Raw genomic sequence first — 24278 nt, 5'->3', positions numbered from 1 at the left:
TCCTCCGTACGGACGTCCCGCGTGCCGGCGGGCCCACCCGGTGAGGTGGGCCCGCCGGCACGGCGCTGCGGTGCGGTGCTGCGCTGCGGTGCTGCGGTGCGACCCGGGAGCCTCAGGAGGCGAGCACCTTCGGCATGATGTCGTTCTTGATCCGCTTCAGGTCGTCGAGCGTCTTCGCCACCGGCACGTCGGCGAACGGCGGCCAGATCAGCGGCATGGTCATCCCCGCCTCCTTGTACGCCTTGAGTCGGTCGGTGAGCTGCTTCTCCGTCCCCACCAGCAGGTTCGAGGCGACGCCGTTGACGGTCTGGTCGACCTCCTCGTCGGTGATGACCGTCCAGATCATCGAGCAGATCTCCAGGTCCTTGGCCCGCTTGGGGCTGCCGATCTCCTCGAACTGCTCGTCGATCGCGGTGATCCACTGGGCGAGGCGCTCGGGCGAGTCCTGGATGCCGATCCAGCCGTCGAGGTCGTACTTGGTGATCCGGCGCGCCGAGCGCAGCGGGTCCTTGAGGCCGCTCATGAAGATCGGCGGGCGCGGGTCCTGCAGCGGCTTGTGCCCGAAGCCGCAGGCGTCGAAGTCGGCGAACTCGCCGTGGAACTCGTAGTGGTCGGCGTTCTTGTCCCAGATGCCCTGCATGATCTCGATCGACTCGCGCACGTGCTTGTGCCGCCTCGGGAAGATGTCCGTGGCACTCGCCGCGGCGAACTCCTCGGGCATCCAGCCGGAGCCGACGCCGACGTTGAGCCGGCCGCCGGAGAGGTGGTCGATGGTCGCCAGCTCCGCGGCGAGGACGCCGGGCGAGCGGAACGGCGTGTCGATGATGCTCATGCCGATGCGGACCTTGGTGGTCTTCGCGGCGAGCCACGGGATCAGCGGGTAACCCTGGAACCACCTGCCGCGCGAGGACACGGGCAGGCCGTTCGGCAGCCCCTCCATCATGCCGAACGAGTACTCCAGCTCCTGGCGGTCGGACTTCTCGGGGACGACGATCCGGTCGAGCGTCCAGACCGAGTCGAAGTCGAGCTCCTCGGCCAGCGCGGTGAGGTCCTCCAGCTCCTTGACCGTGACCAGGTCACGGAAGTTGGGGAGGTACAGAGCGAGCTTCATGTGATGCTGCCTCCTTGCGGCATGACAGTGTCGCCAACGACGTCGCCGACGATGTCGTCGGTGGTGTCGCTGACGGAGAGTGTGACGCGGATCTCGTTCTTGAGGACCTTACCCACGGTCGAGCGCGGGAGATCGCTCCAGATCTCGATCTGCTTGGGGGCCTTCACGGAACCGATGCGCGCCTTGACGAACGCGACCAGCTCCTCGGTGTCGATCTCGGCACCGGGCTGGGGCTGGACCACCGCGGTGACCCGTTCGCCCCACTTCTCGTCGGGCAGGCCGACCACGGCGCAGTCCCGGACGGCGTCGTGCGCCATCAGGGCCTGCTCCACCTCGGCGGAGTACACGTTGAACCCGCCGGAGATGACCATGTCCTTGGCCCGGTCGACGATGTGGAGGAACCCGTCGTCGTCGAGCCGGCCGATGTCGCCGGTGTGGTGCCAGCCGTGCGCCGACACCTCCGCCGTCGCCTCGGGGTTGCGGTAGTAGCCCGCCATGACCAGCGACCCGCGCACGCAGATCTCGCCACGCTCGCCGCGCGGGACCGGCCTGCCCTGCTCGTCGAGGATCGCCACGACGACCAGCGGTGACGGCCGTCCGGCCGAGGCCAGCCGCTCGGTGGAGATGCTCCCGTCGGGACGGCGGTGCTCGGCGGGCGACATCGTCGAGATCATCATGGGCGCCTCGGACTGGCCGAACAGCTGAGCCATCGGCCCGATCCGGTCCAGTGCCTCGGCCAGCCGGGCCACCGACATCGGGGCCGCGCCGTACCAGAAGCACTGCAGCGACGAGAGGTCCGTCGTGTCGAGCGCCTCGTGGCCCAGCACCATGTAGATCAGCGTCGGCGGCAGGAACGTGTGCGTGACCCGGTGCGTCTCGATCAGCTCCAGGAACCGGCCGACGTCGGGCTTCGGCATGATCACGACCTCGCCGCCGCGGGCCATCACCGGGAAGCAGAGCACGCCCGCGGCGTGCGTGAGCGGGGCCAGCGCGAGGTAGACCGGGCGCTCGTCGAAGGGGTAGCTCATCAGCGTGATCGCCGACATCGTCTCGACGTTGCGGTCGGTCAGCAGCACGCCCTTGGGACGCCCGGTGGTGCCGCCGGTGCCGACCAGCGCCACGATCTCCTCGGGCGGCGCGGCCTCGGCCGACGCGTCGTCGCGGGCGGCGTCGAGCCAGGCGTCGAAGGCCTGCGCGCGGTCGGTGCCCGTGCCGAGACGGACCAGTGTCCGCAGCTGCGGGAGATCCGGAGCGATCGTGGCGACGAGGTCGTCGAAGGACGACTGGAAGATCAGCGTGGTGCAGTCGAACAGGTCCAGGAGCTCGGCGGTCTCCCCGGCCGCGTTGCGCGGGTTGATCGGGCACCAGACCGCCCCGGCCCGGGCGATGCCGAACACGCAGGAGAACGCGGTCGGGTCGTTCGCCGACAGGATGCCGACCTTGTCGCCGGGGGCGACGCCCGAGCGGCGCAGGGCCCGCGCGACGGCGTGCGAGAGGTCGACGACCTCCCCGTAGGACAGCGAGGTGCCGTCGAGCGTCAGGCAGGGCGCGGCGGGGTCCAGCGAGGCGCCCTTGTCGAGATAGAAGGTCAGCGACATCGCAGCTCCCCGGACTCGCACCGTTGCGGACAGCGATGACCGTGGCGAGTTTCTGGACAGTTGTCAAGATTCTAGTGCGGGCTGCGACCCGGTCGTGCCCGTCCGACGCGTCGGGACGACGGCCCCGGGGACGACGACGGGCCGGGAGCGCGGTGCGCTCCCGGCCCGTGCGGCGCGGGTGGGGGACGGCTGCCCCCGGAGTCAGTTCTGGCCGGTCAGCGCCCCGGCGAGCGGGCCCAGCGGGGGCGCCCACTCGCGGATGTCGGCGCGGGCGACGACGCCGGCGGTGGTGAACGGGTCGTTGTCGACGATGCGCTGCACCGCGGCCCGGTCCTCGACCCGGAAGATCAGCAGCCCGCCCGGATCCTCCCCCGGCGCCCAGGCGCCCGCGGCGAGCATCGTGCCGTCCTCGCCGAAGGGGCGCAGGTAGTCCCGGTGCGCGGGGCGGGTGGCGTCCCGCAGCTCGGTGTCGTCGGTGTAGGTGTAGATCAGCGCGAAGGTGGTGGCCACGGTGCGATCGTCGCACGTGCTCGGGGCGGTGCGCCGGGACCGGTCGGACGGCGGCCGGTCCCGGGCGCGCCGCGGTCAGACCTCGATCACGGTGACCGTGGCGGTGGTCCCGTCGACCTCGATCAGCGCGCCGTTCGGGATCCGGCCGGTCGCGTCGGTCGCCGACACGACACACGAGATGCCGAGCTCACGGCTCACGATCGCGGCGTGCGAGAACGGCGCCCCGACGTCGACGACCACCGCGGACGCCGCGACGAACAGCGGCGTCCACGACGGGTCGGTGATGGGCGCGACGAGGATCTCGTCCGGCTCCAGCGCCGAGGGGTCGTTCGGGTCGAGCAGCACCCGCGCCCGACCCCGGGTGACCCCGGTGCAACCGGACACTCCCTGGATGGTCTCCCCGGCGACGGCCGCGGTGTGCGTCCGACCCGAGCGGCGCACCCACTCGCCGGTCGGCGGTGGGTCACCGACCACGACGAACGGCGGCTCGAGGTCGAACATCTCCAGGTAGACGCGCTCGCGCTCGCGGACGGTGGCGGTGAACGAGCCCGGATCGGCGAGGTAGGCGGGCAGCTCCTCGGCGAACAGCATGAAGATCTGCTTCGCCGCGTCCAGGTGACCGGCCTCGGCGCCGCGCCGGCCCAGCTCCAGCGCGGGCAGCCGCAGCTCGTGGATCAGCATCGCGGCCGTGGTGCGGGAACGCTCCCGCCCGCGCAGCCAGAGCGCCGCCGCGTGCAGCGCGGCCTCGAACTGGCCGCCAGCCTCCGCGTCACCGGCCAGCAGCTCCCGCACGGTCGCGGTGGCCTCCTCCCGCTGCCGGACCCGCTCGGCGTTCTTGATCTGTGGGGACTCCTCGTCCGCGACGCCGCGCATCCGGTCGACCGTGTGCAGCGCGAGCTCGGGCCGCAGGCTCCAGGTCAGCGCCCGCAGCTCCCACTCGGCCGGGCCACGGAAGTCCCACTCGCCGAGGAAGGCGTCGAGCCCTGCGACGAACTCCGCGACCTGCGGGTCGCCGGAGGACCGCAGCCGGGCGTCCAGGCCCTCGACACCGCCGTCGAACAGCTCCGCGACGGGGCCGGTGCGCGCGAGGCGACTCAGTGTCCACATCCCGTGCGACGGACCCGCGGAGTCGACGTCGCCGATGCCGGCGACCAGGGTCAGGGCCAGCTCCGGGCGCCCGACCGCCGCGGCGATCTGCGAGATGGCCCCGAGACCGACGCCGGACTTGAGGCTGGACTCGATGTGGCGCTGGAACAGGCCACGCAGGACGTCGTTGAACGAGGTGATGCGCTCGGCGAGCGCGGCGTCCGACAACGTCGCGACGTCCGGTCGCTGCGACCGGATGTCCAGCACCGTCCGCCGGTCGGCGTCGTAGGCGGCGAGGTCCTTCGCGAGCAGGACCTCGTTCATCAGCCAGGCGCCGGCCTTCTCCGAGTACGCCGGGTCGTCGTCGAAGTCGCGCTTCTCGCTCTCGTAGCTCGGGATACCCGGCATGTCGCCGAAGTACTGCAGGTCGACGGCCTCGGCGCCCATCCCCGGCACTCGCACGCCGAACAGGCGCATCAGCGACATGTTGATGTAGAGGTAGCTCCCGAAGGCGGGCAGGACGTTGCGCTCGACCGAGGCGTCGTAGAGGTCGTGGTCCCAGACGCCGCAGGCGACGAAGGCGTCCCGCCAGCCCGGCTCGAGGTTGGCCTGGAAGCCGGTCGAGGCGTTCAGCGGCGAGATCGGGTCGGGAAAGATCTCGCCGACGTTCGCCCGGGAGTAGAGCGGGAAGGTCTTCGACGTGCGGTCGAAGATGGGCCAGTCGGTCACGGAGCTGGTCTCCTCGTCATCGAGGTCCGCACACGGGCGGAGGTCCGGGCACCCGGGCGTCGGCGCGACGCTCGATGTGCGACTCATCCGTCGCATTCTGGCGAGCAGCGGGCGGCGTGTCAACCGTCACTCCGCCGTGCCCGGACGGCGTCGCCCACGACCTCGGGCGAACTCGACGCGACAGACCGGTCATGTCGAGCGTCGCGCCGTCGGGCGGTGGCCTGGCAGGGCCCGCACGTGTCGCCCTTCGGGCACCCCGGGTGCGACTCATCCCTCGCATTCCTCGCCGTCGAGGCGGAGACCGCACGCACGCGAGCTCGGTGCGCCGGCCCGGTCGCGGTCCTCCGTTCCGGACTCAGCCGGCGGCGGCCCAGCCGTCCAGCACAGCGAGCGCGGGAAGCAACCGGGCGACGACCTCGGCGTCCGAAGCGCCGTCGTCGGCACCCGCGGTCACGTCGCCGAGCCACACCTCGCCGGTCGCGCCGTCGACGGTCACGACGTCGCCGGGCCCGAACAGCCGGGTCCCGTCGGCGGCGTGCACCGCGTCGGCACCCACGTGCAGCTCCTCCGCCCCGACGACGGCCGGGATGCCCCAGCCGCGCGCGACGACGGCGGCGTGGCTGACCAGCCCGCCGGTGCTGGTCAGGATGCCGACGGCGACCGACATACCGTGCACGTCCTCCGGGCTGGTCTCCGGCCGGACCAGCACGACGTCGCCCTCGGCGTCGGCGGCCGCGTCGGCGCTCAGCACGACGGCTCCGCTGACCCGGCCCGGCGAGGCGCCGAGACCGGTGGTGAGCGCCGCCGGGGTCGACGCGGCCCCGCGGCCCGCGGCGAGCACCTCGGCCCGCGCCCGCTCCCGCACCTGCTCGGGCACCCGGGCGAGCGCCTCGGCCCGGGACAGCCCGATCGCCGGGTCGTCCACCATCTCCACCGCCGCGCGCACCGCGGCGACGGCGCCGCGCTTGCCGACCCGGGTCTGGAGCACCCAGAGCCGCCCGCTCTCGACGGTGAACTCCACGTCGCAGATGTCGCGGTAGTGGCGCTCCAGACGGTCGAGGAGCCCGGTCAGCTCGGCGTGCGCCCGCGGCAGGGACGTCGCCATCCCCGCGATCGGGGTGGTGCGGGCGGTGCCGGCGACGACGTCCTCGCCCTGGGCCCGGAGCAGGAAGTCACCGTAGGGGACGTTCTCGCCGGTGGACGGGTCGCGGGTGAACACGACACCGGTCCCGGAGGAGTCGTCGCGGTTGCCGAACACCATGGCCTGCACGTTCACCGCGGTGCCGAGGTCGTCCGAGATGCCCTCGCGCTCGCGGTAGGCGCGGGCGCGTGGGCTGTCCCAGCTGCGGAACACCGCCTCGACCGCGGCGCGCAGCTGGGCGCGCGGGTCGGTCGGTACCGGGGTCCCCGCGGCGTCGAGGACCGCGCGGACGCGGTCGACCTCGGCGCGCAGCGCGGCCTCGGTGCGTTCGGCAGGGGCGGGCCCGATCAGGGCGTGGTCGACCCCGAGCACCGTGGTCGCGAACATGGCGAGGAACCGCCGGTAGCTCTCCCAGGCGAACACCGGGTCACCGGAGACCTCGGCGAGGCCCGCCGTGGTGGCCTCGTCGAGCCCCAGGTTGAGGACGGTGTCGAGCATCCCCGGCATGGACCGTGGGGCGCCGCTGCGCACCGCGAGGAGCAGCGGGTCGGCCGGGTCGCCGAAGCGGCGGCCCAGGCGTTCCTCCAGGGCGGCCAGCTGGGTGGTGATGGCCTCGTCGAGCCCGGCGGGCCATCCCCCGGCGCGGTGGGCGGCGCACACGGGCAGCCCCAGGGTGAAGCCCGGGGGCACCGGCAGGCCGAGCACCGAGGTCATCTCGGCGAGCCCGGCGCCCTTGCCACCGAGCAGGTCGGCCAGCTCGCGCGGGGGCCGCTCGTGCGGGTGGTCGAAGGCGAACACGGCGGTGGACGCCGCGGTGGCCGTGCTGGTCATCGTCGTCCTCACGGTCTGCGGTGCGGCTCAGTGGCCGTCGGCGGCGCCGCGTTCGCGGCCCAGCGTGCTCATCAGGTCTTGGTGGAGCTCCATCCACACGTCGTGGTAGCTCTCCCGCAGCGGCGCGGCGAACGCCGTCGTCTCGCCGCCGTCGACCCGCTCCCAGGCCGCGGCGAGGTCGCGCGGGTAGCGGCCGAACCGCGGCAGCACCCCCGCGAGCTCGGCGGTCACCTCGACCGCACGCGGGTGCAGGGCACCGAGCTCGTCGACGACACCACGGTCGTAGGCGGGGTCGGAGTGGTCGTTCGGGGTGCCGTCGGGACGGACCTGCCAGCGCGAGCAGATCTCCTTGAACGGCTGGTTGAGCTCCAGGAACCGCGACTCCGCCCGCTCCACGGCCGCGCGCGCCCCGGACGCGTCCAGCTCGGCGGCCAGCAACCGGGCGTGCTCGGTGCGGCCCTCGGCGGTGAGCGTCCAGCCCGCGACGCGTCCGGTGCGCTCCTTCACCCGGCCGGCCTCCGCGGCCGCGGCGAGGGCGGCGTCGACGGTCACGTGGTCGAGCTCCGTCCGGCGGGCGATCACCGGGGCGGCGACGAAGCCGGACAGTCGCAGCGTGTGCAGGACGAGCAGGTCGGGCGACGTGGTGGTGTCGGCGGTCACGGCGCTTCCTCCGGTTCGTGGTGACGACGGTGTCAAAACGGTGTCGACGGGGTCATGGTGGGGTTCAGGCGGACCGGCTGTGCAGCCCGGGCCCGGTGGCCGGGAGGAGCAGGTGCGGGGTCTCGTTGATGCTGCGCAGCTGGCGGACGCCCCCGCTCGAGGCGAGCAACCTGCTGAACGAGGTGTAGTCGAGCTGGACGAACATGCTGCGTCGGCGACCGAGCAGACGGGACAGGAACGCGTTGATCACACCGCCGTGGCAGACGACGGCGACCCGCTGCCCGGGGTTCGCCGCGATGACGTCCTCGAACGCGGCGAGCACGCGCTGCTCGAAGGCCTCCGGGTCGAACCGGTGCTCGCCCCAGACGCCGGACTCGAGCGCCCGCCACTGGGCGGCCCGGTCGGTGCCACTGAGCTCCACGGGTACGTAGGTGTGCGCGCCGCGGTCGAACTCGGCGAGCCGGTCGTCGACGGCGACCGGCAGCCCGGTGCGCTCGGCGAGCGGGTGTGCCGTCTGCAGCGCGCGGCGCATCGGGCTGGACACGATGCGGTCGGGGGCCAGCCCGGCCGCCCCGGTCAGCAGTGCGGCCAGCAGGTCCGCCTGGTGGCGGCCCTCCTCGGTGAGACCGGGGTCGGCGCCGGCGACGTGCCCCTGCACGGTCTCCGGACGCCCGTGCCGGACGACGATCAGCTCCACGGTCTGCTCCCGGCGGGCTCCGGGACGAGCGACGCGCGCAGCTCGCCCATCCTGACCTTCCCGGCGTCGCTGCGCGGCAGGGACTCGACGAGACGGACCTCGCGGGGGGTCTTGAACCCGGCGAGGCGGGCGCGGCAGTGCGCGACGAGCCGGTCGGCGAGCCCCGTCCGGTCGGTGTCGGCGGCGGGCACGACGACGGCGACGACCCGCTCCCCGAACTCCGGGGCTGGCAGCCCGACGACGGCGGCGTCGGCGACCTCCGGGTGCGGGAGCAGCACGTCCTCGACCTCCCGGGGGTACACGTTGACCCCGCCGGTGATGATCGTGTGACCGCTGCGGCCGTCGAGGTAGAGGTAGCCGTCGGCGTCGACGTGGCCGAGGTCGCCCGCGGTCCCCCAGCCCGGTGTCGCGGCCAGGTCGGCGGTGCCGTCCGGACGTCGCTGCGGCTCGGCGGCACCGGGCCGGGCGAACCACACCGCGCCGACCTCACCCGGGCCGAGCGGGCGGCCGTCCGCGTCGGCGACGTGCACGGTGCTCCCGGCCGGACGCCCGACCGACCCGGGGCGTTCGCGCCACTCGTGCGGGCCGATGGTGGTGCGCCCGTAACCCTCCGACGAGCCGTAGTACTCGTGCACGATGGGGCCCCACCAGTCGAGGACCGCACGCTTGGTCTCCGGCGGGCACGGCGCGGCGCCGTGCACCGCGACCCGGTGCGACGACAGGTCGTAGCGGTTCCGGACCTCGTCGGGCAGGCGGAGCAGGCGCACGAACATCGTCGGGACCCACTGGCTGTGGGTGACCCGGTAGCGCTCGATCGCGGCGAGCGCGGCCTCGGGCTCGAAGCGCTCCATGAGCACGACGGTGCCGCCGACCTCCTGGACCGACTGCAGGAAGCCGAGCGGGCCCGCGTGGTAGGCCGGCCCGGCGACGAGCAGTACGTCGGGGGCCTCACCCGGGCCGGTGGGCTCGGTGCGGAACCCGAGGCTGCGCATGAGGGCGGCCGAGCGGACCGGTCCGTCGGCCGGGTGACCGCCCGTGGGGGCCACCCGGAAGGGCTTGGGACGGCCGGTGGTGCCCGAGCTCCAGAGGATCCGGCCGCCGGTGGTCTCGGCGTCGCGCGGGAGCCGGGGTGCGGCGGCCACCGCGGCGTCGTGGCCGGTCCAGCCCGACGGCACGTCCGGGCCGATGACCAGCCGGACCGCGGGCACCGGGACGCCCGCGCGGGCCAGCGCGTCGTCCAGCGCCGTCGCGATGCCGGCCCCACCCGCGACGACGGCGGCGGGGCGGGCGTCCTCCGTCATCGGGACGAGCTCGGCGGCGGACAGGTGCCGGTTGACCGCGGCGAGGTGGAGCCCGCTGCGCCGGGCGGCCCAGAACACCTCGCCCCAGCGGACGTCGTTGCCACAGGCGATCAGCAGGGTGTCACCCGGGCGCAGGCCGGCCGCGTACAGGAGACCCGCGAGCCGGGCGCTGCGGTCGTCGAGCGCGGCGTAGGTGACCGCGTCACCGCTGCCCGCCACGACGAGGGCGGTCCGGTCGGGCACCGTGACCGCGAACGATGCGGGGTACACGCTTCCTCCGCTCAGTTTTGCAACGTCCGTTCACATTACGACGAGCCGAAGGTACCGCGTGAGGCGTGCCCGGACAAGCTCCGTGCCGGTCCGGACACGCGTCGGCGCCCGGCCATGTGCGACCCGGCAGTCATCGGGTCGACCGGGGTGGGTCAGGACCCGGCGGGCGGACCCTCGTCGAGGATCGGGATGGAGCGGTGCCAGACCTCGGCGACGCCGCGGGCGAGCCGCTGCAGCTCCTCGGGGCGCGGGGCCCGTTCGGCCAGGCCGATGTGCACGTAGGCCATCTGCTCGACGGCCGAGCCGAGCACGTCGGCCAGTAGACCGAAGTCGGTCTCCGCGATGCGTCCGGCGGCGTGCAGGCGACGCAGCCAGCCCGCGGTCCGTTCGACGAACGACGCGCGCTGGCGCAGCCAGAGCTCGGTGAAGCCCTCGTCGGACCGGATGGCCGCGGCCTCCCGCATGACCCGCAGCAGGTGCCGGTTGCGGGTGTAGGAGACCAGGTAGGCCGAGGTGAGCTCCTCCATCGTCGCCAGGTCCAGGCGGTCGCCGACGGTGCTGCGCCGGCTGGACTCGACGAGCGAGTCCAGGCCCGGCCGCAGCGCCTCCAGGAAGATCTCGTCCTTGCTGGTGAAGTGCCGGTAGAAGTTCCCCTGCGAGACCCCGGCCCGGTAGACGATGTCGGAGATCCGGGTACTGGTGTAGCCGTACTCGGCGAAGCAGTCGGCGGCGGCGTCGATGAGCTGCCGGCGGGTCCGCATGCCCCGGGCGTTCTTGCCCCGGACCTGGCGCTGCGGGGCCTCCGGCGCGTCCTGCTGCGCGCTGTCCTGCTCGGCCACCCGACCTCCGGCCCCCTGTCGCGCCGCCCTGTACGCGGGCGCGAATGCGATAGTCGCGTCACTGTACCCACCGGGGCGGAGCCCCGGGCCGTGCGGCGGTCACCCGAGCAGGGAGACGAGCTCCACGTACTCGTCGATCCCGAACCGGCCCAGCTCCCGGCCCAGACCGGACCGACCCAGACCGCCGAAGGGCGCGTCGAGGCCGTCGCGGGTGCGGACGCCGTTGACCTTGACCTGGCCGGCCCGGATGCGACGCCCGACCGCGCGGGCCCGGTCCGGGTCGCCCGACCAGACGCCCGCGGCCAGGCCGTACTCGGTGTCGTTGGCCAGGCGGACCGCGTCGTCGTCGCCGCTGTGGGTGAGCACCGCGAGGACCGGGCCGAACACCTCCTCCCTGGCCAGCGCGGACCCCGGGTCGACGCCGGTGAACACGGTCGGGCGGTGGTAGTGCCCCTCGGGCAGGTCGGGGTCGGGCTCGCTGCCGCCGACGAGCAGGCGGGCACCGTCGGCACGCGCCCGGTCGACGTGCCCGCGCACCGACCGCAGTTGCCGTTCGCTCACCAGCGGGCCGAGATCGGTCCCGGCGTCCCAGGGGTCGCCGACCGTCAGCGCCCGGACCGCGGTGACGAGCAGGTCGCAGACCTCGTCGTGCCGGTGCGCGGGGACCAGCAGCCGGGTGAGGGCGTTGCAGGCCTGCCCGGAGTTGAAGAACGCCTGCGCCACGGCCGCAGGCACCGCCCGGTCGAACGGGGCGTCGTCGAGGAGCACGTTGGCCGACTTGCCTCCGAGCTCGAGACAGACCCGGGTGATGCCGGGCGCGGCGAGCTCGGCGACCCGGGCGCCGGACGGGCCGCTGCCGGTCAGTGAGACGACCGCGACCCGTGGATCGCGCACCAGCGCCTCGCCGACCACCGGCCCCGTGCCGGTGACGAGGTTCAGCACACCCGGCGGGACTCCCGCCTCCTCGGCCAGTCCGACCAGGGCGAACGCGGTCAGAGGCGCCACCTCGCTGGGCTTGAGCACCACGGTGCAGCCCGCGACCAGTGCGGGCCCGACCTTCGCCGCGATCTGGTGCAGGGGCATGTTCCACGGCGTGATGGCGACGACCACCCCGGCCGGCACCCGCAGCACCTCGCCCGCGGCGACCGGCTCGGACCACGGGTGGGACAGCGCCGCGTCGGCGGTCAGGTGCAGCACCCTGGCGGGCACCGCGACCTGCGCGGGCCCGGCCAGGTGGTACGGCATCCCGACCTCGGTGGTGACGACACCGGCCAGGTCGTCGGTGTGCGCGGCGAGCAGGTCCCCGAGGGCGCGGACGATCTCCGCGCGGCGGGCCACCGGGGTGTCGGCCCACGCGGGGCCCGCCGCGACGGCGGCGGTCACGGCGCGCCCCGCGTCCTCGGCGGTGCCCCCGCCGACGTGGGCGACGGTCGCGCCGGTGGCGGGGGACCCGACAGCGATCGGCGCCCCGCCGGCCTCGACCCACTCGCCGCCGATGCGGTGGGAGAGCCGGTCGACGACCAGGTGCGCGCCCGGCCGGATGCCCGGGGCCGCGGTCATCCCTGCGTCACCCGCACGGGCAGCCGCTTGATCCCGTGGAACCAGTTCGACAGCAGGCGGTCGGGCTCGGCGAGCGGCTCGATCCGGATCCCGCGGGCCAGGACCTGCTCGTAGAAGACCCTGGTCTCCATCCGCGCCAGGTGGGCCCCCAGGCAGTAGTGCGGGCCCGCGCCGAACCCGAGGTGCCGGTTCGGCGTGCGGGCCAGGCGGAACTCCTCCGGTGCGTCGAACACGCGCTCGTCGCGGTTGGCGGCGGCGAACCACAGCACGAGCTTCTCCCCGGCCCGCACGGTCTGCCCGTGCAGCTCGACGTCCTCGGTGGCGGTGCGGCGCATGTGCACCACCGGGGACACCCAGCGGACCATCTCCTCGATCCCCGACCGCAGCTGCGGTGCGCCGCCGGCACGCAGCTCGTCCCACCGCCCGTGTTCCGACAGCGCCGCGACCGAGCCGGAGAGCAGGTTGCGGGTGGTCTCGTTCCCGGCGACGGTCAGCACCATGTAGTACGGGTTGAGCCACTCCTGGGTGAGCGGCTCCCCCTTCGGCGTGGCCCGGGTCAGCGTGCTGACGATGTCGTCGGCCGGGCAGGCCCGTCGCTGCTCGGTGAGGTCGGCGTAGTAGGCGAACAGCTCGTCGCGCGCCCGCGCCGCCGTCTCCGGGCCCGCGGAGTACTCCGGGTCCTCGCTGGAGGACTCGTTGGTCCAGCGCAGCAGCAGGTCCGCATCCTCGACCGGCACCCCCAGCATCGGCGCGAACACCAGCAGGGGCAGCCGCGAGGCGATGACCTTGACGAAGTCGAACTCGCCGAGCTCGAGCGCCTCGTCGAGCAGCGCGCCGGTGACCTCCTCGACGCGTGCCGCCAGCCGCTCCACCGCCCGCGGGGTGAAGGTGGAGGTCAGGACCCGGCGGAACGGCACGTGGTCGGGGGCGTCCATGTTGTGGATCTGGCGCGGGCCGTTCCCCTCGGCACGCCGGTCCGGGATCTGGGTGCCCTGGCCGTTGCCGAAACGGTCGGCGTCCTTGGCGACGGCCTCGACATCGGCGTACCGGGTCACCGACCAGAACCCCTCCCCCTCGCCGGGGCCGGGGTTCCAGTGCAGCGGGGCCCCGTCGCGCAGGACGCGGAACATCTCCGGGTCCCGTCCGGCGGCGAACACGCCCGCGTCGAGCAGGTCGACGCCGCGCACCCCACCGACGGGGCACTCTGTCGAGGCGGCCATGGCGATCTCCATCCCGTACCGACGTCCGGTCCGACTGTGGACCAGTTTTGCGAACGAGACTATACATAAGCTCCGAGCCCGCGGAAACCCGCCGATCGCATCCGCCACGACCTCGAGGAGCCCCATGACCACCGACCCAGCCGGTGTCCGCCGGTTCGTCGTCACCGGTGCCGGATCGGGCATCGGCGCGGCGCTCACCGACCGGCTCGTCACGTCCGGGCACGAGGTCGTCGCCCTCGACCGCGCGGCCTCCGGGGTCCCGGACGGAGCCGAGCCGCTCGCCTGCGACCTCACCGACCCGGCCGCGGTCGAGGCGGCGGTGGCGGCGGTCCGCGCCACGGGCCCGCTGCACGGGGTGGCCGCCGTCGCGGGGGTGCCCGGGAGCGTCCCGCCGCCGGTCGTGCACGCGGTCAACGTGGTCGGGCTCCGCCGGGTGGTCGGGGCACTGGCCCCGCTGCTGACCCCCGGCTCCGCGGTGGTGCTGCTGTCGTCGATGGCCGGGTACCGGGGCACCGCGACCCCGGACGAGCTCGACCGCTACCTCGCGCTCGACGACGACGACCTGCAGGCCGCACTGGAGGCCACCGCACTCGACGGTCCCGGCGCGTACCAGCTGTCCAAGCAGGTGGTCCACGCCCTCGCCGTCGATCTGGCGGCGACGCTGCACCCACGCGGTGTCCGGGCGGTGAGCGTCAGCCCCGGCCCGGTCGAGACCCCGATCCTGGCCGACTTCCGGGCGACGATGCCCACCCTCGACGAGGCGAGCCGGCTGGTCGGGCGCAACGCGCGCGCCGACGAGGTGGCCGCCGTCGTCGAGTTCGTGCTGTCGCCCGCGGCCTCCTGGCTGAACGGGATCGACCTGCGCCTCGACGGCGGGCTCACCGCCCTGCGGGCGCGCGCCGTCCGCTGAGGTGACGCGCCGTCGGCGGACGACGCTGCCCGCTCCCGATCCGGATCGCGAGAGACCGTCCGGGCCGGCATCGGGGCCGCTACGGTCGTGTCGTGCGCCCACCTCTCGGAGCTGCCGGAGTCGCCGCAGTGTTCACGGCGTCGGCCGCTCTGCTGACCGGATGCACACAGCACGAGGGCATCCCACCGATCTACTACGGGACTCCGCCGCCCCCTCCCGCCAGCGCGACGCCGGTGCCCGTACCGAGCAGCGTGCAACACATCCCCGGCCAGCCACCGGTCGTCCACTACGGCACCGTCCCCGACGCCCGCCTCGGCGTCAGCTACGAGTACCACCTCTACGTCCACTGCGGCATCCACACCGCACAGTTCGCGGGCAGGACGTGGATCGCGCAGCCCGAGGCCGCGGACCCGCTGACCGCCGAGACCGAGATCGGTCCCGACCAGCACCTGGCCGGATCGATGACCCTCGCCACCCCCGACATCCCGGTGTTCCGATGGCCGGGCGGCTCGGCCCAGTTCGAACCCGTCGCCGCCCCGCAGGGACTCTGCGCCTGAGACCCGCCTCGTCGGCAGAACCGGCGGCTCGACACGATGGGAAGATGCGTCCACTCGCTGTCGTGCTCGGTGTGTTCGGCGCGTTCCTCGGCCTGCTCTGCACGATGCTGGCCCCCTCGCTGTCCTACGAGGTGGTGTCCTACGGCCCGACCCGCAGCGACAGCGCCTACGAGTCGGTGCTGAGCCTGAGCCGTGACTGGTCCCCGGCCCTGCTGATCATGCCCGCGGTCGGCCTGGTGTCGGGCATCGTCGTCGCCGTCGCGCTGGGCCGCGCCGGCTGGGCGCTCCGTCGCGACTGACCATCCGAGCCCGTCTCCCGGGGCGCCGTACTTCGCTCAGCCCACCGGCCTCGGCTCACGGCCGAGCCGCAGGCGCACCCGCGCCGCGTCGAGCAACGGCGAGGCGAGCCCTCGGCGTCGGGCGAGGGCCGCGAGCTCGTCGAGAACCTCGACCTCCACCGGTCGCCCGGCCCACAGCTCGCGGGTCATCGACGGCACGAACCCCGAGCTCGGATCGGAGAGACCGCGCACGAGCGCTGCGGGGTCGCCGGCGTGGCCGTCGGCCCCGGCGACGGCGGAGAGCTCGGTGACCACGGCGTCGACGAGGCCCGGTCCACCCGGGGCCGCCGCGACGTCCCCCACCCGGGCGCCGCCCAGGCACGTCAGCACCGTGCTCGCGGCGATGAAGACCCATTTCGCCCACATCGCGGAACGGATGTCCTCGACGACGCGCACCGCGATCCCGTCCACGGAGAGTTCGCGGCGGACCGCCTCGACCGCGGGGTCCTCGCCCGGGGCTCCCGGACGTCCGAGCTCCAGCGTGGCGCCGACCGCCTGTTCGACGATCACGCCGTGCGGCAGCAGGGTGGCCGCCAGCCGGGCGGTCGCCCCGAGCACCGCTCCGGCACCGAAGGCATCGACCAGCGTGTCCAGGTGCGCCATCCCGTTGAGCAGCGGCACGATCTGGGTGTGCGGTCCCACCGCGGCGGCGACGTCCTTCACCGCGTCCGGCAGCGCGTTGCCGCGCACCGCCACGACGACCAGGTCGTACGGGGAGCGCAGCTCGTCGGCGGTCACCACCGACGGGAGCAGGTGGGAGTGGGTCACCCCGTCGACCCCGCGGATCTGCAGCCCCTCGAGGGACAGCCGGTCGGCGGTGGCCGGGCGAGCCAGGAAGGTGACCTCGCGGCCCGCGGCGAGCAGACGCGCGCCGAGGTAGCCCCCGGTCGCACCGGCGCCGAGCACCAGGGTCCTCATCGGCGTCGTCACGCCCGGGACGGAGCGACGGCGGAGCCCCGCTCGTCGCCGGTCTGGACAGGCACCCCGACCAGCGAGCCGTACTCGGTCCAGGACCCGTCGTAGTTCTTCACCTCGGGGTGGTCGAGGAGCTCGTGCAGGGCGAACCAGGTGTGCGAGGAGCGCTCGCCGATGCGGCAGTAGGTGATGACCCTGGTGTCGCGGTCGATGCCCGCACCCCCGTAGAGCGCCCGCAGGTCGTCGTCGGACCTGAACGTGCCGTCCTCGGCGACCGCGCGGCTCCACGGGATGTTCACCGCCCCCGGGATGTGCCCGCCACGCTGGGCCTGCTCCTGGGGGAGGTGCGCGGGGGCCAGCAGCCGACCGGCGTACTCCTCGGGCGAACGGATGTCGATCAGCGACGCCGTTCCGATCGCGTCGACGACCTCGTCGCGGAAGGCTCGGATCGAGCGGTCCTGCTCACGCGCGGTGTAGGTGGTCCGTGGGCGCGCCGGCACGGCGGTGTCGAGCCTGCGCCCGTCGAGCTCCCACTTCTTGCGGCCGCCGTCGAGCAGTCTCACCGCCGGGTGGCCGTAGAGCGTGAAGTACCAGTAGGCGTAGGCGGCGAACCAGTTGTTGTTGCCGCCGTAGAGCACCACCGTGTCGTCGTTCGCGATGCCCTTGTCCGAGAGCAGCGCCTCGAAGCCGGCCCGGTCGACGACATCGCGACGGACCTGGTCCTGCAGCTCGGTCCTCCAGTCGATCCGGACGGCACCGGGGATGTGCCCGCCGTCGTAGACGGTGGTGTCCTCGTCGACCTCGACGAACACCACACCGGGCGTGCCGAGGTTCTCCTCCGCCCAGTCGGCGGTGATCAGGGCGTCCTGGCGGCTCATGGCTTAGCTCCACTCGCATCGACGTAAACAAATAGCTTTAGCTTACGTCCATAGTCAGTCGGATGTAAGTCCGTGACAGCTGATTCTGCCCTTGGATACGAGGTAGACGATGCATACGTACCAAACTCGCCTACGTCGTAGTGACTGAGCTGCGCTAGACTCGTGCCATGCCCTGGACCGCCACGTCGCGTTACGACACCGCCGTCGCCGACGGCGGCCTGGCCCTGGTGCAGGACCTGCTGAACACCATCCCGGCAGAACGCCCTCGCCAGCCGGATCTGCTCGGGGAGCTCGACAGCGCGCGGACCTGGCTCGACTCGGCGCTGTCGGACTGGACCGCGACCACCGGCCGGTCCCTGCCGTCGGCGGTGCTCGACGACCGGGGCCTGGAGGAGCTGCAGGCACTGCGCGCCGACCTGCGGGCCGTGGTCTCCGCACCGGATCGGGGTCAGGGCGCGGCCGAGGACGAGTACCTGCGCAGCGCCTCGGTCGGCCTCGTGCTGGCCGCCGACGGCTCGGTGGTCCTGCGCCCGCGCGGGCAGGGGTGGCGCACCGTGGTGGGCCAGTTCCTCATCGAGGTGCTCGAAGCCCAGCGCGCCGACACCTGGCGCCGGCTCAAGACCTGCCGCAACGAACGGTGTGCGGTCGCGTTCTACGACCGGTCCCGCAACAACAGCGGCGCCTGGCACGACGTGCGAGTCTGCGGGAACGCGGTGAACCTGCGCGCCTCCAGGGCACGGCGGCGCGCGGCGCTGGAGGCGGCCGACGCCGAGCACGGCTGACGGCACGCCCCGGCCGTCGGCACCCGCGCGGCATCCGGGCCGCCGGCTCCAGGTGGCCCGTCAGCCCTCGGTGCGCACCGAGCCCGACGGTGACCAGGCGTCGGTCTCGATCGGGCTGAAGGTGGTGTCGTGCTCGTCGAGCCGGCGCATCCGCCCGCCGCGGCCGCGGAGCACGGTGTCGTCGAGCGGCGTGGTGAAGACGTTCTCGACCAGCGTGTACTCGGCGGCGAGGCGGCCCACGGGCGCCAGCGCCGCGGTGTCGACCCGGCCGCGGTCGAAGTACAGGTCGTCACGCAGGTGCACCCGTTCGACGACACCCCACACGACGTGGTCGTCGAGGTCGCCGACCGGGATGATCCGGTCGACGCGACATTCGAAGTGGATGGGGGCGTCGCGGACCCGGGGGGCCGCCACGACCTCCGAGGGTGCCTTGGCGAGTCCGACGGCCTCGAACTCGTCCACCTCGGGGGCGAATTCGTGGGCGGTGCGGTGCATCTGGTGGGCCTGGGGCAGGGAGACCAGGTTGGTGACGAACTCGCCGGTGTCGCGGATGTTGGTGAAGGTGTCCTTGAGCTCACCGGTGCTGCGGGGCTGCATGGTCAGCGACACCATCGGCGGCCTGCGCCCGACCGCGGTGAAGAAGGAGATGGGCGCGAGGTTGGCGACGCCGTCGGTCGAGACGGTGCTGACCCACGCGATCGCCCGGGGCACGATGCTGCCGATGAGCAGCTTGTAGGCCTCGGTGGCGTCCAGCTCGGCAGTGTCGATGATCATGTACGGGTCTCCGTCGGGAATGCGGCGCGGGCGGAGCCCCAGAGCGCGCCGGGGTTGATCCGGTCCGGGTGCCGGGTGCGCATGGCGTGGTAGCGCTCGATCGCGCTGCCGATGAGCGTGGTGGCGATGGGCGACCAGACACGGACGTCGAGGTCGGGTGGCAGGTCGGTGATCGCGGTGGGGATCGACGGGCTGACATGGACGTCGACGTGCAGGAGATCGGTCATCGTCAGCGTCCCTCGAACGACATCGCCGGGCGCGGGCGGCCGGCGTGCAGTGCCTCGACGGCGGTGGGGATCGCCATCCGGGTGTCGGCGCTGTCGAACAGCGGGATCGCGACGTCGAAGATCGCCTCGTCGGCCGCGGCGACGCCGCCGACGGCCCAGGTCCGCAGGAGACTCTTGTGGGCCGCGTGGGCGAGCGTGGGACCGGCGGCGAACCGGGTGGCGAGCGCGGCGGCCTCGTCGTGGAGGGTCTCGTCGTCCACCACCCGGTCGACGACGCCGAACCGCTCCATCTCCGCGGCGGGGACCTGCTCGGAGGTCAGCGCCCAGCGCATCGCCCGGGAGCGGCCGGCGCGCTCGGCGATCCGGTAGACCCCGCCGAGCAGGGTGACGATGGCGATCGACTGTTCCGGGTGACCGAACCGGGCGGTGCGGCCGGCGACGATCAGGTCGGCGCGGACGGCGAGCTCGAGCCCGCCGCCGAAGCACAGGCCCTGCACCGCGGCGACCGTGGGGAGCGGGAGGCGTTCGAAGCGGTTGAACGTCTGCAGGAAGTGCTCGAAGTGCGCGCGCATCTCACGGCGTCCCCAGTGGGGCCAGGGCTCGATGTCGCCACCGAAGCTGAAGTCGGGACCGTCGGCGCGCAGGACCACGGCGCGGGCGTCGCCGGCGGCGATCTCGGTGAGCGCGGCGTCGAGCTCGTCGACCATGGTGGTGCCGATGCGGTTCTGAGGCGGGTTGTGCAGCACCAGCGTCGCGACGCCGTCGGCGATGGTGACGGACACGTGGGACATCGTCAGTCCTTCCGGGGAGCGAGATGGTCGGCGAACCAGGTGCGGGCGGCGCCGCACGCGGCGTCGAACCCGGCGAGGTAGGGGTCGAAGTGGCCGCCGGGGACCAGCACCAGACGCTTGGGTTCCCGCGCGCGTTCGTAGGCCGCCAGGGCCGTGTCGGTGAGGGTGACGGTGTCGTGGGTGGCGACGACCATCAGCAGGGGCGTCGGGCTGACCCGGTCGACGTACACGCCGGGCTCGTAGGTGGTGGCGGCGAGCGTGGAACGGACCGTCACCTCGTTGGCCCAGACCCCGTCGGGCACGTCCTGCAGGTAGAACGCCACGGCGTCGGGGGCGCGGTAGGAGGCCGGCGTGCCGGGGTCGGTCGAGACGATCGCGCGGCGCGCCGCCGGCCGGCCTGCCGCACGGGCGCGTTCGTCGTCGAGCAGGCCGGCGTGGAAGGCGGGGAGGTCCTCCGGCCGGACCCGGCGACGGGTCTGCTCGGCCCCGCTGATGGTGGGGACCTGCGCGACCACCGCGCGGAGCCGGGGGTCGGTCGCCCCGAGGACCAGGGCGTGCCCGCCGGCGTAGCTGGTGCCCCAGAGTCCGAGGCGGCCGGCGTCGACCTCGGGGCGGGACTCGAGGAAGGACAGGGCCCGTCGCCAGTCGGCGATCTGGGTCCAGGGGTCGACGTCCTGGCGGGGCACCCCGCCGCTGGCACCGAAGCCGCGATGGTCGTGCAGCAGGACGGCGTGGCCGTCGGCGGCGAAGGCCTCGGCGAACCGCTCGATGCCGTGGTGGCGGGTGCCGGCGTAGCCGTGGGCCATCGAGATCGCCGAGTGCGGCCCGGGCCCGTCGGGCAGGTGGAGCCAGGCCCGCAGCACGGTGCCGTCGTCGGCGGTGAACTCGACGTCCTCGCGCCGGAGCCTGTTGCCGGCGCTCATGCGCGGTGGAAACGGTCGCGCTCGATGCGGCCCTCGAGGCGCCGGCCGAGCTCGTCGGAGAACCGCAGTGCGCCGTCGAGGGGCCGGTGGTGGATGGCGATCTCGACGTGCCGACCGTCCTCGTCGGCCACCAGCCGCGTGACGCCGCTGACCTCGGTCCCGTCGTGCAGCGTGGCGTCCCACTCGAGGTAGGTCCGCGCGCCGTGGCGTGCCTCGTGGGTGAACACCAGGGACGTGTAGATGCCGCTCGCCGCACCCATCACCGCCGCGACCTCGTCGCGGCCCTCCACCGGTGTCCGCAGCACCGAGGCACGCAACACCACGTCCGGTGCGAGCGCCTCGGTGAAGGCGGTCGCGCTGTGCCGCGCGAAAGCCCTCGTCCAGCCCTGCTCGGACACTCCGTGGGCGGTGTTGCCGCCCCCGCTCCCCCGGGTCGGGCCGGAGACGCGGTCCACGAGCTCGTCGAGGTAGGCCACCACCGTCCCGGGGCGCTCGACGTGGGGCCAGTGGCCCGCGTCGGCCACGGTGGCCGCCGACGCGTGCGGGAACCGCGCCAGGACGTGGGTGTCGAGGAGCTCGGCGGTGATGAACGGATCCCGTCCGCCGCGCAGGACGACGACGGGAGCGGTGACCTCCGACGGTGCCGCGCCCGCAGGGTCCCCGTCGTTCCACGCGTCGACGGTGGCCGAGCACGCCTCGGCGGTGATCCGCTTCCCGGCCGCGGCGAGCCGGTCGAGCTCCGCCGGGGGGAACGCGTCGGAGAGCCGGCTGCGCACGGCGCGCTGCGCGTCGGCGTCGCCGCCGAGGGCCTTGAACGACGCCAGGGCGTCGGCCGGGAGCCGGGCACCGGCGAGCGGGACCGGTGCGACGAGGACCAACCCGGCGACACGGTCCGGCCGCTGCGTCGCGACGAGCTCGACGATCTGGGCCCCGAGGCCTCTGGCCCACCAGGACCAGGGGGCCGGTCGTGCTGTCGACGAGGTCGACGACGTCGGACGCGTGCCGGGCGAGGGTGTAGGGCCCGGCCGCGTCAGGACGTCCGGCCATGCCTGCCAGCTCGGCGACGACGGTGGGCGATCGGCGCGTCCGGGAGTCGAGCACGGGATCCCACACCGCGCCGTCGTCGAGGAAGCCGTGCACGACGAGCGTGGTCACGGACGTGCTCTGCGTCATCGCCGAACCTCGTTCCGGTGGTTGGGGTGGTCCGGACCGACCATCCTCATCATTCAACATAGTCGTTCTCATTTCGACTATGTCAAGTGCTCCCACTCATCACGCTCCCCAGCGAACGCGAGCGATGGAGGAGCGGACAGACGGGTCCAATCGGCGCCCCTCCCCGTCGATCGAGGTCGCCGACACCGACCACCACCCGTGGCTGCTGGCAGAAGCACCTCACTGTCCGCCGCACAGACGCTGCTTGACCCGGCCGGTACGACGGGGCACGATACGGACCGATCGGTCCATGACCGATCGGTCCACCGGAGGAGAGCCATGAGAGACGCAGTCATCATCGAAACGGTCAGAACACCTCTGGCCAAGGGCAAGGCCGACGGCGCCTACGCCGGGGTGCACCCGGTGGAGCTGCATGCACACGTACTACGGGCGCTGGTCGATCGCGCACAGCTCGATCCGGCGGAGATCGACGACGTCATCGGTGGAGCCGTCGGGCAGGTGGGCGAGCAGAGCGGCAACACGACCCGGTTCGCCACGCTCGCCGCGGGGTTCCCCGAATCGGTGCCGGGCACCACCGTGGACCGGCAGTGCGGGTCGAGCCAGCAGGCCCCGTCGTTCGCCGCACAGGGTGTCGTCGCCGGTGCGTACGACATCGTGATCGCGTCCGGGGTGGAGTCGATGTCCCGCATCCCGATCGGCAGCCAGACCCGCGTCGACGGAGTCGCCCAGGACGCGTCCGGGCCGTCGGTCGCCGCCCGCTACGCACCGGGACTGATCCCTCAGGGCGTGAGTGCCGAGCTCATCGCCCGCCGGTGGGGGTTCTCGCGCAGCCAGCTCGACGAGTTCGCCCTGACCAGCCACCAGCGGGCCGCCGCGGCCTGGGCCGACGGGCGATTCGCCCGCGAGGTCGTCCCGCTCAAGACCACCGGCCCCGACGGGACCGTCGGTCAGCTGGAGACCGACGAGACGATCCGGCCGGGCACGACGGCCGAGGCGCTCGCCGGGCTGCGCACCCCCTTCGCCGACCCGCGGTGGACCGAGCGCTTCGGCGCCATCGACTGGACCGTCACCGCCGGCAACGCCAGCCCCTACAACGACGGCGCCGCCGCACTGCTCGTGACCACCTCCGAGATCGCCGCCGCGCACGGCTGGACCCCACGGGCCCGCGTCCACACCGCGACCGTCACCGGCGACGACCCGGTCCTCATGCTCACCGGCATCATCCCGGCGCCGGCGAAGGTGCTCGCGCGCGCCGGGCTCTCGCTGGACGACATCGACGTCTTCGAGGTCAACGAGGCGTTCGCCTCGGTCGTGCTGGCCTGGCTCGCCGAGACCGGCGCGGATGCCGCGAAGGTCAACGTGAACGGCGGCGCGATCTCCATCGGCCACCCGCTCGGGGCCAGCGGCGCCCGGCTGGCCACGACCCTGGTCGGGGTGCTCGAGCAGACCGGCGGGCGCTACGGCCTGCAGACCATGTGCGAAGCCGGTGGCACCGCGAACGCCACCATCGTCGAGCGGATCGTCCGATGATCGTCTCCGGGGCCAACGCGCTGGTCACCGGCGCCAACCGTGGCCTGGGCGCGGCGCTGGTCACCGAGCTGCTCGCCCGCGGAGCGGGCACGATCTACGCCGCCACCCGCGATCCGCGCAGCCTGCGGCACGAGGATCCCCGGGTGGTCCCGCTGCGCCTCGACGTCACCGACTCCGTGACGATCCACGAGGCCGCGCAGCGCGCCGGCGACGTGGACATCGTCATCAACAACGCCGGGGTCAGCGGGGCGGGATCGCTGCTGCACGCCGATCCCGAACGCGCCCGGGCCGAGATGGAGACCAACTTCTGGGGGCCGGTGGCAGTGACCCGGGCCTTCGCGCCGGTGCTGGCACGCCGGGGTGGCGGCGCCCTGGTGACCGTCCTCTCCGCCCTGTCCTGGGCTGCTCTGCCGTTCGCAGGGTCCTACGCGGCGACCAAGGCGGCCGCGTGGTCGTTCACCAACGGCGCACGGGCCGAGCTGCGGAGCCAGGGCACACAGGTGGTCGGAGTGCACCTGGGGTTCATGGACACGGACATGGTCGCCGACCTCGACGTCGCAAAGATCGCTGCACCCGAGGTCGCCCGCGCCATCCTCGACGGCGTCGCAGCCGGTGACGAGGAGGTGCTGGTCGACGACCCCAGCCGCGCCCTGAAGGCGGCGCTCGCCGGCTCGCCGGCCGGCCTGGAGATCACTGCCGGGTGACCGCAGGTGCCCGGGCGGCGGACGACACACGACCGCCCCCGGGCGCCGAGCCCGCCCGAGCGGCCGGGGTGACGGCCGGCCAGCGCCCGACCGCCTGCGGCACCGTGGGCGGCTCGCCGACTCCTGTTCACCAGGAGCGGAGCCATCAGGGACTGTTCCAGCGGCGAACCGGGCCGGAGTATGCCGTTCCCATCCGGATCCGGAGATCGCCGAGCATCTCCGC

Annotated in this window: 24 protein-coding genes; 6 read left to right on the top strand and 18 right to left on the bottom strand. The window is 73.5% G+C overall.

What is annotated here, in order from left to right:
* Positions 1-112: 112 nt before the first annotated feature.
* The 11 genes from KPL59_RS20170 to KPL59_RS20120 form a co-directional block, all read right to left on the bottom strand.
* On the bottom strand, positions 113-1111 hold the full coding sequence (locus KPL59_RS20170; RefSeq protein WP_226352688.1) for an LLM class flavin-dependent oxidoreductase: 999 nt from the start codon (positions 1109-1111) through the stop codon (positions 113-115).
* Positions 1108-2709 (bottom strand): long-chain fatty acid--CoA ligase, encoded by a 1602-nt coding sequence (locus tag KPL59_RS20165; protein WP_226352687.1) that lies wholly within the window; start codon positions 2707-2709, stop codon positions 1108-1110. Before KPL59_RS20165 ends, KPL59_RS20170 begins: the two co-directional genes overlap by 4 nt.
* Before the next feature lie 201 nt (positions 2710-2910).
* Entirely contained in the window at positions 2911-3219 is a 309-nt protein-coding gene (locus KPL59_RS20160; protein WP_226352686.1) for a YciI family protein, read from the bottom strand.
* Positions 3220-3294: 75 nt separating this feature from the next.
* Positions 3295-5034 carry a PEP-utilizing enzyme gene (locus KPL59_RS37040; RefSeq protein WP_226361671.1) on the bottom strand — a complete coding sequence of 580 codons (1740 nt, stop codon included), beginning with the start codon at positions 5032-5034 and terminating at the stop codon, positions 3295-3297.
* 355 nt (positions 5035-5389) lie between these two features.
* Positions 5390-7006: a pyruvate, phosphate dikinase gene (locus KPL59_RS20150; protein WP_226361670.1), complete on the bottom strand. Its 1617-nt coding sequence runs from the start codon at positions 7004-7006 to the stop codon at positions 5390-5392.
* Positions 7007-7033: 27 nt separating this feature from the next.
* Positions 7034-7666, bottom strand: a complete 633-nt coding sequence (locus KPL59_RS20145; RefSeq protein ID WP_226361669.1) for a MarR family transcriptional regulator — start codon at positions 7664-7666, stop codon at positions 7034-7036.
* Positions 7667-7730: 64 nt separating this feature from the next.
* Entirely contained in the window at positions 7731-8363 is a 633-nt protein-coding gene (locus KPL59_RS20140) for a histidine phosphatase family protein (protein WP_226361668.1), read from the bottom strand.
* Complete coding sequence (locus tag KPL59_RS20135; RefSeq protein WP_226361667.1) at positions 8354-9934, bottom strand: AMP-binding protein; 1581 nt, start codon at positions 9932-9934, stop codon at positions 8354-8356. Before KPL59_RS20135 ends, KPL59_RS20140 begins: the two co-directional genes overlap by 10 nt.
* A gap of 152 nt (positions 9935-10086) precedes the next feature.
* The gene (locus KPL59_RS20130) at positions 10087-10773 is read right to left on the bottom strand and encodes a TetR/AcrR family transcriptional regulator (protein ID WP_020627127.1); all 687 of its coding nucleotides are present in this window, start codon (positions 10771-10773) and stop codon (positions 10087-10089) included.
* 99 nt (positions 10774-10872) lie between these two features.
* The gene (locus KPL59_RS20125; protein ID WP_020627128.1) at positions 10873-12333 is read right to left on the bottom strand and encodes an aldehyde dehydrogenase family protein; all 1461 of its coding nucleotides are present in this window, start codon (positions 12331-12333) and stop codon (positions 10873-10875) included.
* On the bottom strand, positions 12330-13553 hold the full coding sequence (locus KPL59_RS20120; RefSeq protein ID WP_226361666.1) for a cytochrome P450: 1224 nt from the start codon (positions 13551-13553) through the stop codon (positions 12330-12332). The genes KPL59_RS20125 and KPL59_RS20120 overlap by 4 nt, the downstream gene beginning before the upstream one ends.
* Positions 13554-13677: 124 nt before the next feature.
* Here KPL59_RS20120 and KPL59_RS20115 point away from each other — a divergent pair, with 124 nt between their 5' ends.
* The 3 genes from KPL59_RS20115 (at position 13678) to KPL59_RS20105 (ending at position 15319) form a co-directional block, all read left to right on the top strand.
* Positions 13678-14463, top strand: a complete 786-nt coding sequence (locus tag KPL59_RS20115) for an SDR family oxidoreductase (protein ID WP_226352681.1) — start codon at positions 13678-13680, stop codon at positions 14461-14463.
* Positions 14464-14714: 251 nt separating this feature from the next.
* Positions 14715-15020, top strand: coding sequence for a hypothetical protein (locus KPL59_RS20110; protein ID WP_226361665.1), 306 nt, complete (start codon positions 14715-14717; stop codon positions 15018-15020).
* Between the two features lie 44 nt (positions 15021-15064).
* Positions 15065-15319 carry a hypothetical protein gene (locus KPL59_RS20105; protein ID WP_226352679.1) on the top strand — a complete coding sequence of 85 codons (255 nt, stop codon included), beginning with the start codon at positions 15065-15067 and terminating at the stop codon, positions 15317-15319.
* 36 nt (positions 15320-15355) lie between these two features.
* Here KPL59_RS20105 and KPL59_RS20100 read toward each other — a convergent pair whose 3' ends face one another.
* Both KPL59_RS20100 and KPL59_RS20095 read right to left on the bottom strand, forming a co-directional pair.
* A complete protein-coding gene (locus KPL59_RS20100) occupies positions 15356-16288 on the bottom strand; it encodes a ketopantoate reductase family protein (RefSeq protein WP_226361664.1) in 933 nt (310 codons plus the stop codon).
* Positions 16285-17151 (bottom strand): sulfurtransferase, encoded by an 867-nt coding sequence (locus tag KPL59_RS20095; protein WP_226352677.1) that lies wholly within the window; start codon positions 17149-17151, stop codon positions 16285-16287. Before KPL59_RS20095 ends, KPL59_RS20100 begins: the two co-directional genes overlap by 4 nt.
* Before the next feature lie 167 nt (positions 17152-17318).
* Here KPL59_RS20095 and KPL59_RS20090 point away from each other — a divergent pair, with 167 nt between their 5' ends.
* Positions 17319-17933: a CGNR zinc finger domain-containing protein gene (locus KPL59_RS20090; protein WP_226361663.1), complete on the top strand. Its 615-nt coding sequence runs from the start codon at positions 17319-17321 to the stop codon at positions 17931-17933.
* Between the two features lie 60 nt (positions 17934-17993).
* Here KPL59_RS20090 and KPL59_RS20085 read toward each other — a convergent pair whose 3' ends face one another.
* From KPL59_RS20085 to KPL59_RS20065, 5 genes are read right to left on the bottom strand one after another with little or no spacing between them, the layout of a single operon-like run.
* Positions 17994-18707, bottom strand: coding sequence for a flavin reductase family protein (locus tag KPL59_RS20085; protein WP_226352675.1), 714 nt, complete (start codon positions 18705-18707; stop codon positions 17994-17996).
* Positions 18704-18934, bottom strand: a complete 231-nt coding sequence (locus KPL59_RS20080) for a hypothetical protein (protein WP_226352674.1) — start codon at positions 18932-18934, stop codon at positions 18704-18706. Before KPL59_RS20080 ends, KPL59_RS20085 begins: the two co-directional genes overlap by 4 nt.
* Before the next feature lie 2 nt (positions 18935-18936).
* Entirely contained in the window at positions 18937-19725 is a 789-nt protein-coding gene (locus tag KPL59_RS20075; protein WP_226352673.1) for an enoyl-CoA hydratase/isomerase family protein, read from the bottom strand.
* 2 nt (positions 19726-19727) lie between these two features.
* The gene (locus KPL59_RS20070) at positions 19728-20648 is read right to left on the bottom strand and encodes an alpha/beta hydrolase (RefSeq protein WP_226352672.1); all 921 of its coding nucleotides are present in this window, start codon (positions 20646-20648) and stop codon (positions 19728-19730) included.
* A complete protein-coding gene (locus tag KPL59_RS20065; protein ID WP_226361662.1) occupies positions 20645-21526 on the bottom strand; it encodes an alpha/beta fold hydrolase in 882 nt (293 codons plus the stop codon). The genes KPL59_RS20070 and KPL59_RS20065 overlap by 4 nt, the downstream gene beginning before the upstream one ends.
* A 613-nt stretch (positions 21527-22139) precedes the next feature.
* Here KPL59_RS20065 and KPL59_RS20060 point away from each other — a divergent pair.
* Both KPL59_RS20060 and KPL59_RS20055 read left to right on the top strand, forming a co-directional pair.
* Positions 22140-23351, top strand: coding sequence for a thiolase family protein (locus KPL59_RS20060; protein ID WP_226361661.1), 1212 nt, complete (start codon positions 22140-22142; stop codon positions 23349-23351).
* A complete protein-coding gene (locus KPL59_RS20055; protein ID WP_226361660.1) occupies positions 23348-24055 on the top strand; it encodes an SDR family oxidoreductase in 708 nt (235 codons plus the stop codon). The genes KPL59_RS20060 and KPL59_RS20055 overlap by 4 nt, the downstream gene beginning before the upstream one ends.
* The last annotated feature ends 223 nt before the right edge of the window (positions 24056-24278 follow it).

The organism is Pseudonocardia sp. ICBG1142, from assembly GCF_020496255.1.
GTDB lineage: Bacteria > Actinomycetota > Actinomycetes > Mycobacteriales > Pseudonocardiaceae > Pseudonocardia.
This window is presented reverse-complemented; position numbering and strand designations above follow the sequence as displayed.

Coding starts and splice junctions, on each gene's coding strand:
- KPL59_RS20055 (WP_226361660.1), top strand. CDS start 23,348: ATGATCGTCTCCGGGGCCAACGCGCTGGTCACCGGCGCCAACCGTGGC.
- KPL59_RS20090 (WP_226361663.1), top strand. CDS start 17,319: ATGCCCTGGACCGCCACGTCGCGTTACGACACCGCCGTCGCCGACGGC.
- KPL59_RS20120 (WP_226361666.1), bottom strand. CDS start 13,553: ATGGCCGCCTCGACAGAGTGCCCCGTCGGTGGGGTGCGCGGCGTCGAC.
- KPL59_RS20170 (WP_226352688.1), bottom strand. CDS start 1,111: ATGAAGCTCGCTCTGTACCTCCCCAACTTCCGTGACCTGGTCACGGTC.
- KPL59_RS20115 (WP_226352681.1), top strand. CDS start 13,678: ATGACCACCGACCCAGCCGGTGTCCGCCGGTTCGTCGTCACCGGTGCC.
- KPL59_RS20150 (WP_226361670.1), bottom strand. CDS start 7,006: ATGACCAGCACGGCCACCGCGGCGTCCACCGCCGTGTTCGCCTTCGAC.
- KPL59_RS20125 (WP_020627128.1), bottom strand. CDS start 12,333: ATGACCGCGGCCCCGGGCATCCGGCCGGGCGCGCACCTGGTCGTCGAC.
- KPL59_RS20095 (WP_226352677.1), bottom strand. CDS start 17,151: ATGAGCCGCCAGGACGCCCTGATCACCGCCGACTGGGCGGAGGAGAAC.
- KPL59_RS20080 (WP_226352674.1), bottom strand. CDS start 18,934: ATGACCGATCTCCTGCACGTCGACGTCCATGTCAGCCCGTCGATCCCC.
- KPL59_RS20070 (WP_226352672.1), bottom strand. CDS start 20,648: ATGAGCGCCGGCAACAGGCTCCGGCGCGAGGACGTCGAGTTCACCGCC.
- KPL59_RS20085 (WP_226352675.1), bottom strand. CDS start 18,707: ATGATCATCGACACTGCCGAGCTGGACGCCACCGAGGCCTACAAGCTG.
- KPL59_RS20075 (WP_226352673.1), bottom strand. CDS start 19,725: ATGTCCCACGTGTCCGTCACCATCGCCGACGGCGTCGCGACGCTGGTG.
- KPL59_RS20105 (WP_226352679.1), top strand. CDS start 15,065: ATGCGTCCACTCGCTGTCGTGCTCGGTGTGTTCGGCGCGTTCCTCGGC.
- KPL59_RS20165 (WP_226352687.1), bottom strand. CDS start 2,709: ATGTCGCTGACCTTCTATCTCGACAAGGGCGCCTCGCTGGACCCCGCC.
- KPL59_RS20060 (WP_226361661.1), top strand. CDS start 22,140: ATGAGAGACGCAGTCATCATCGAAACGGTCAGAACACCTCTGGCCAAG.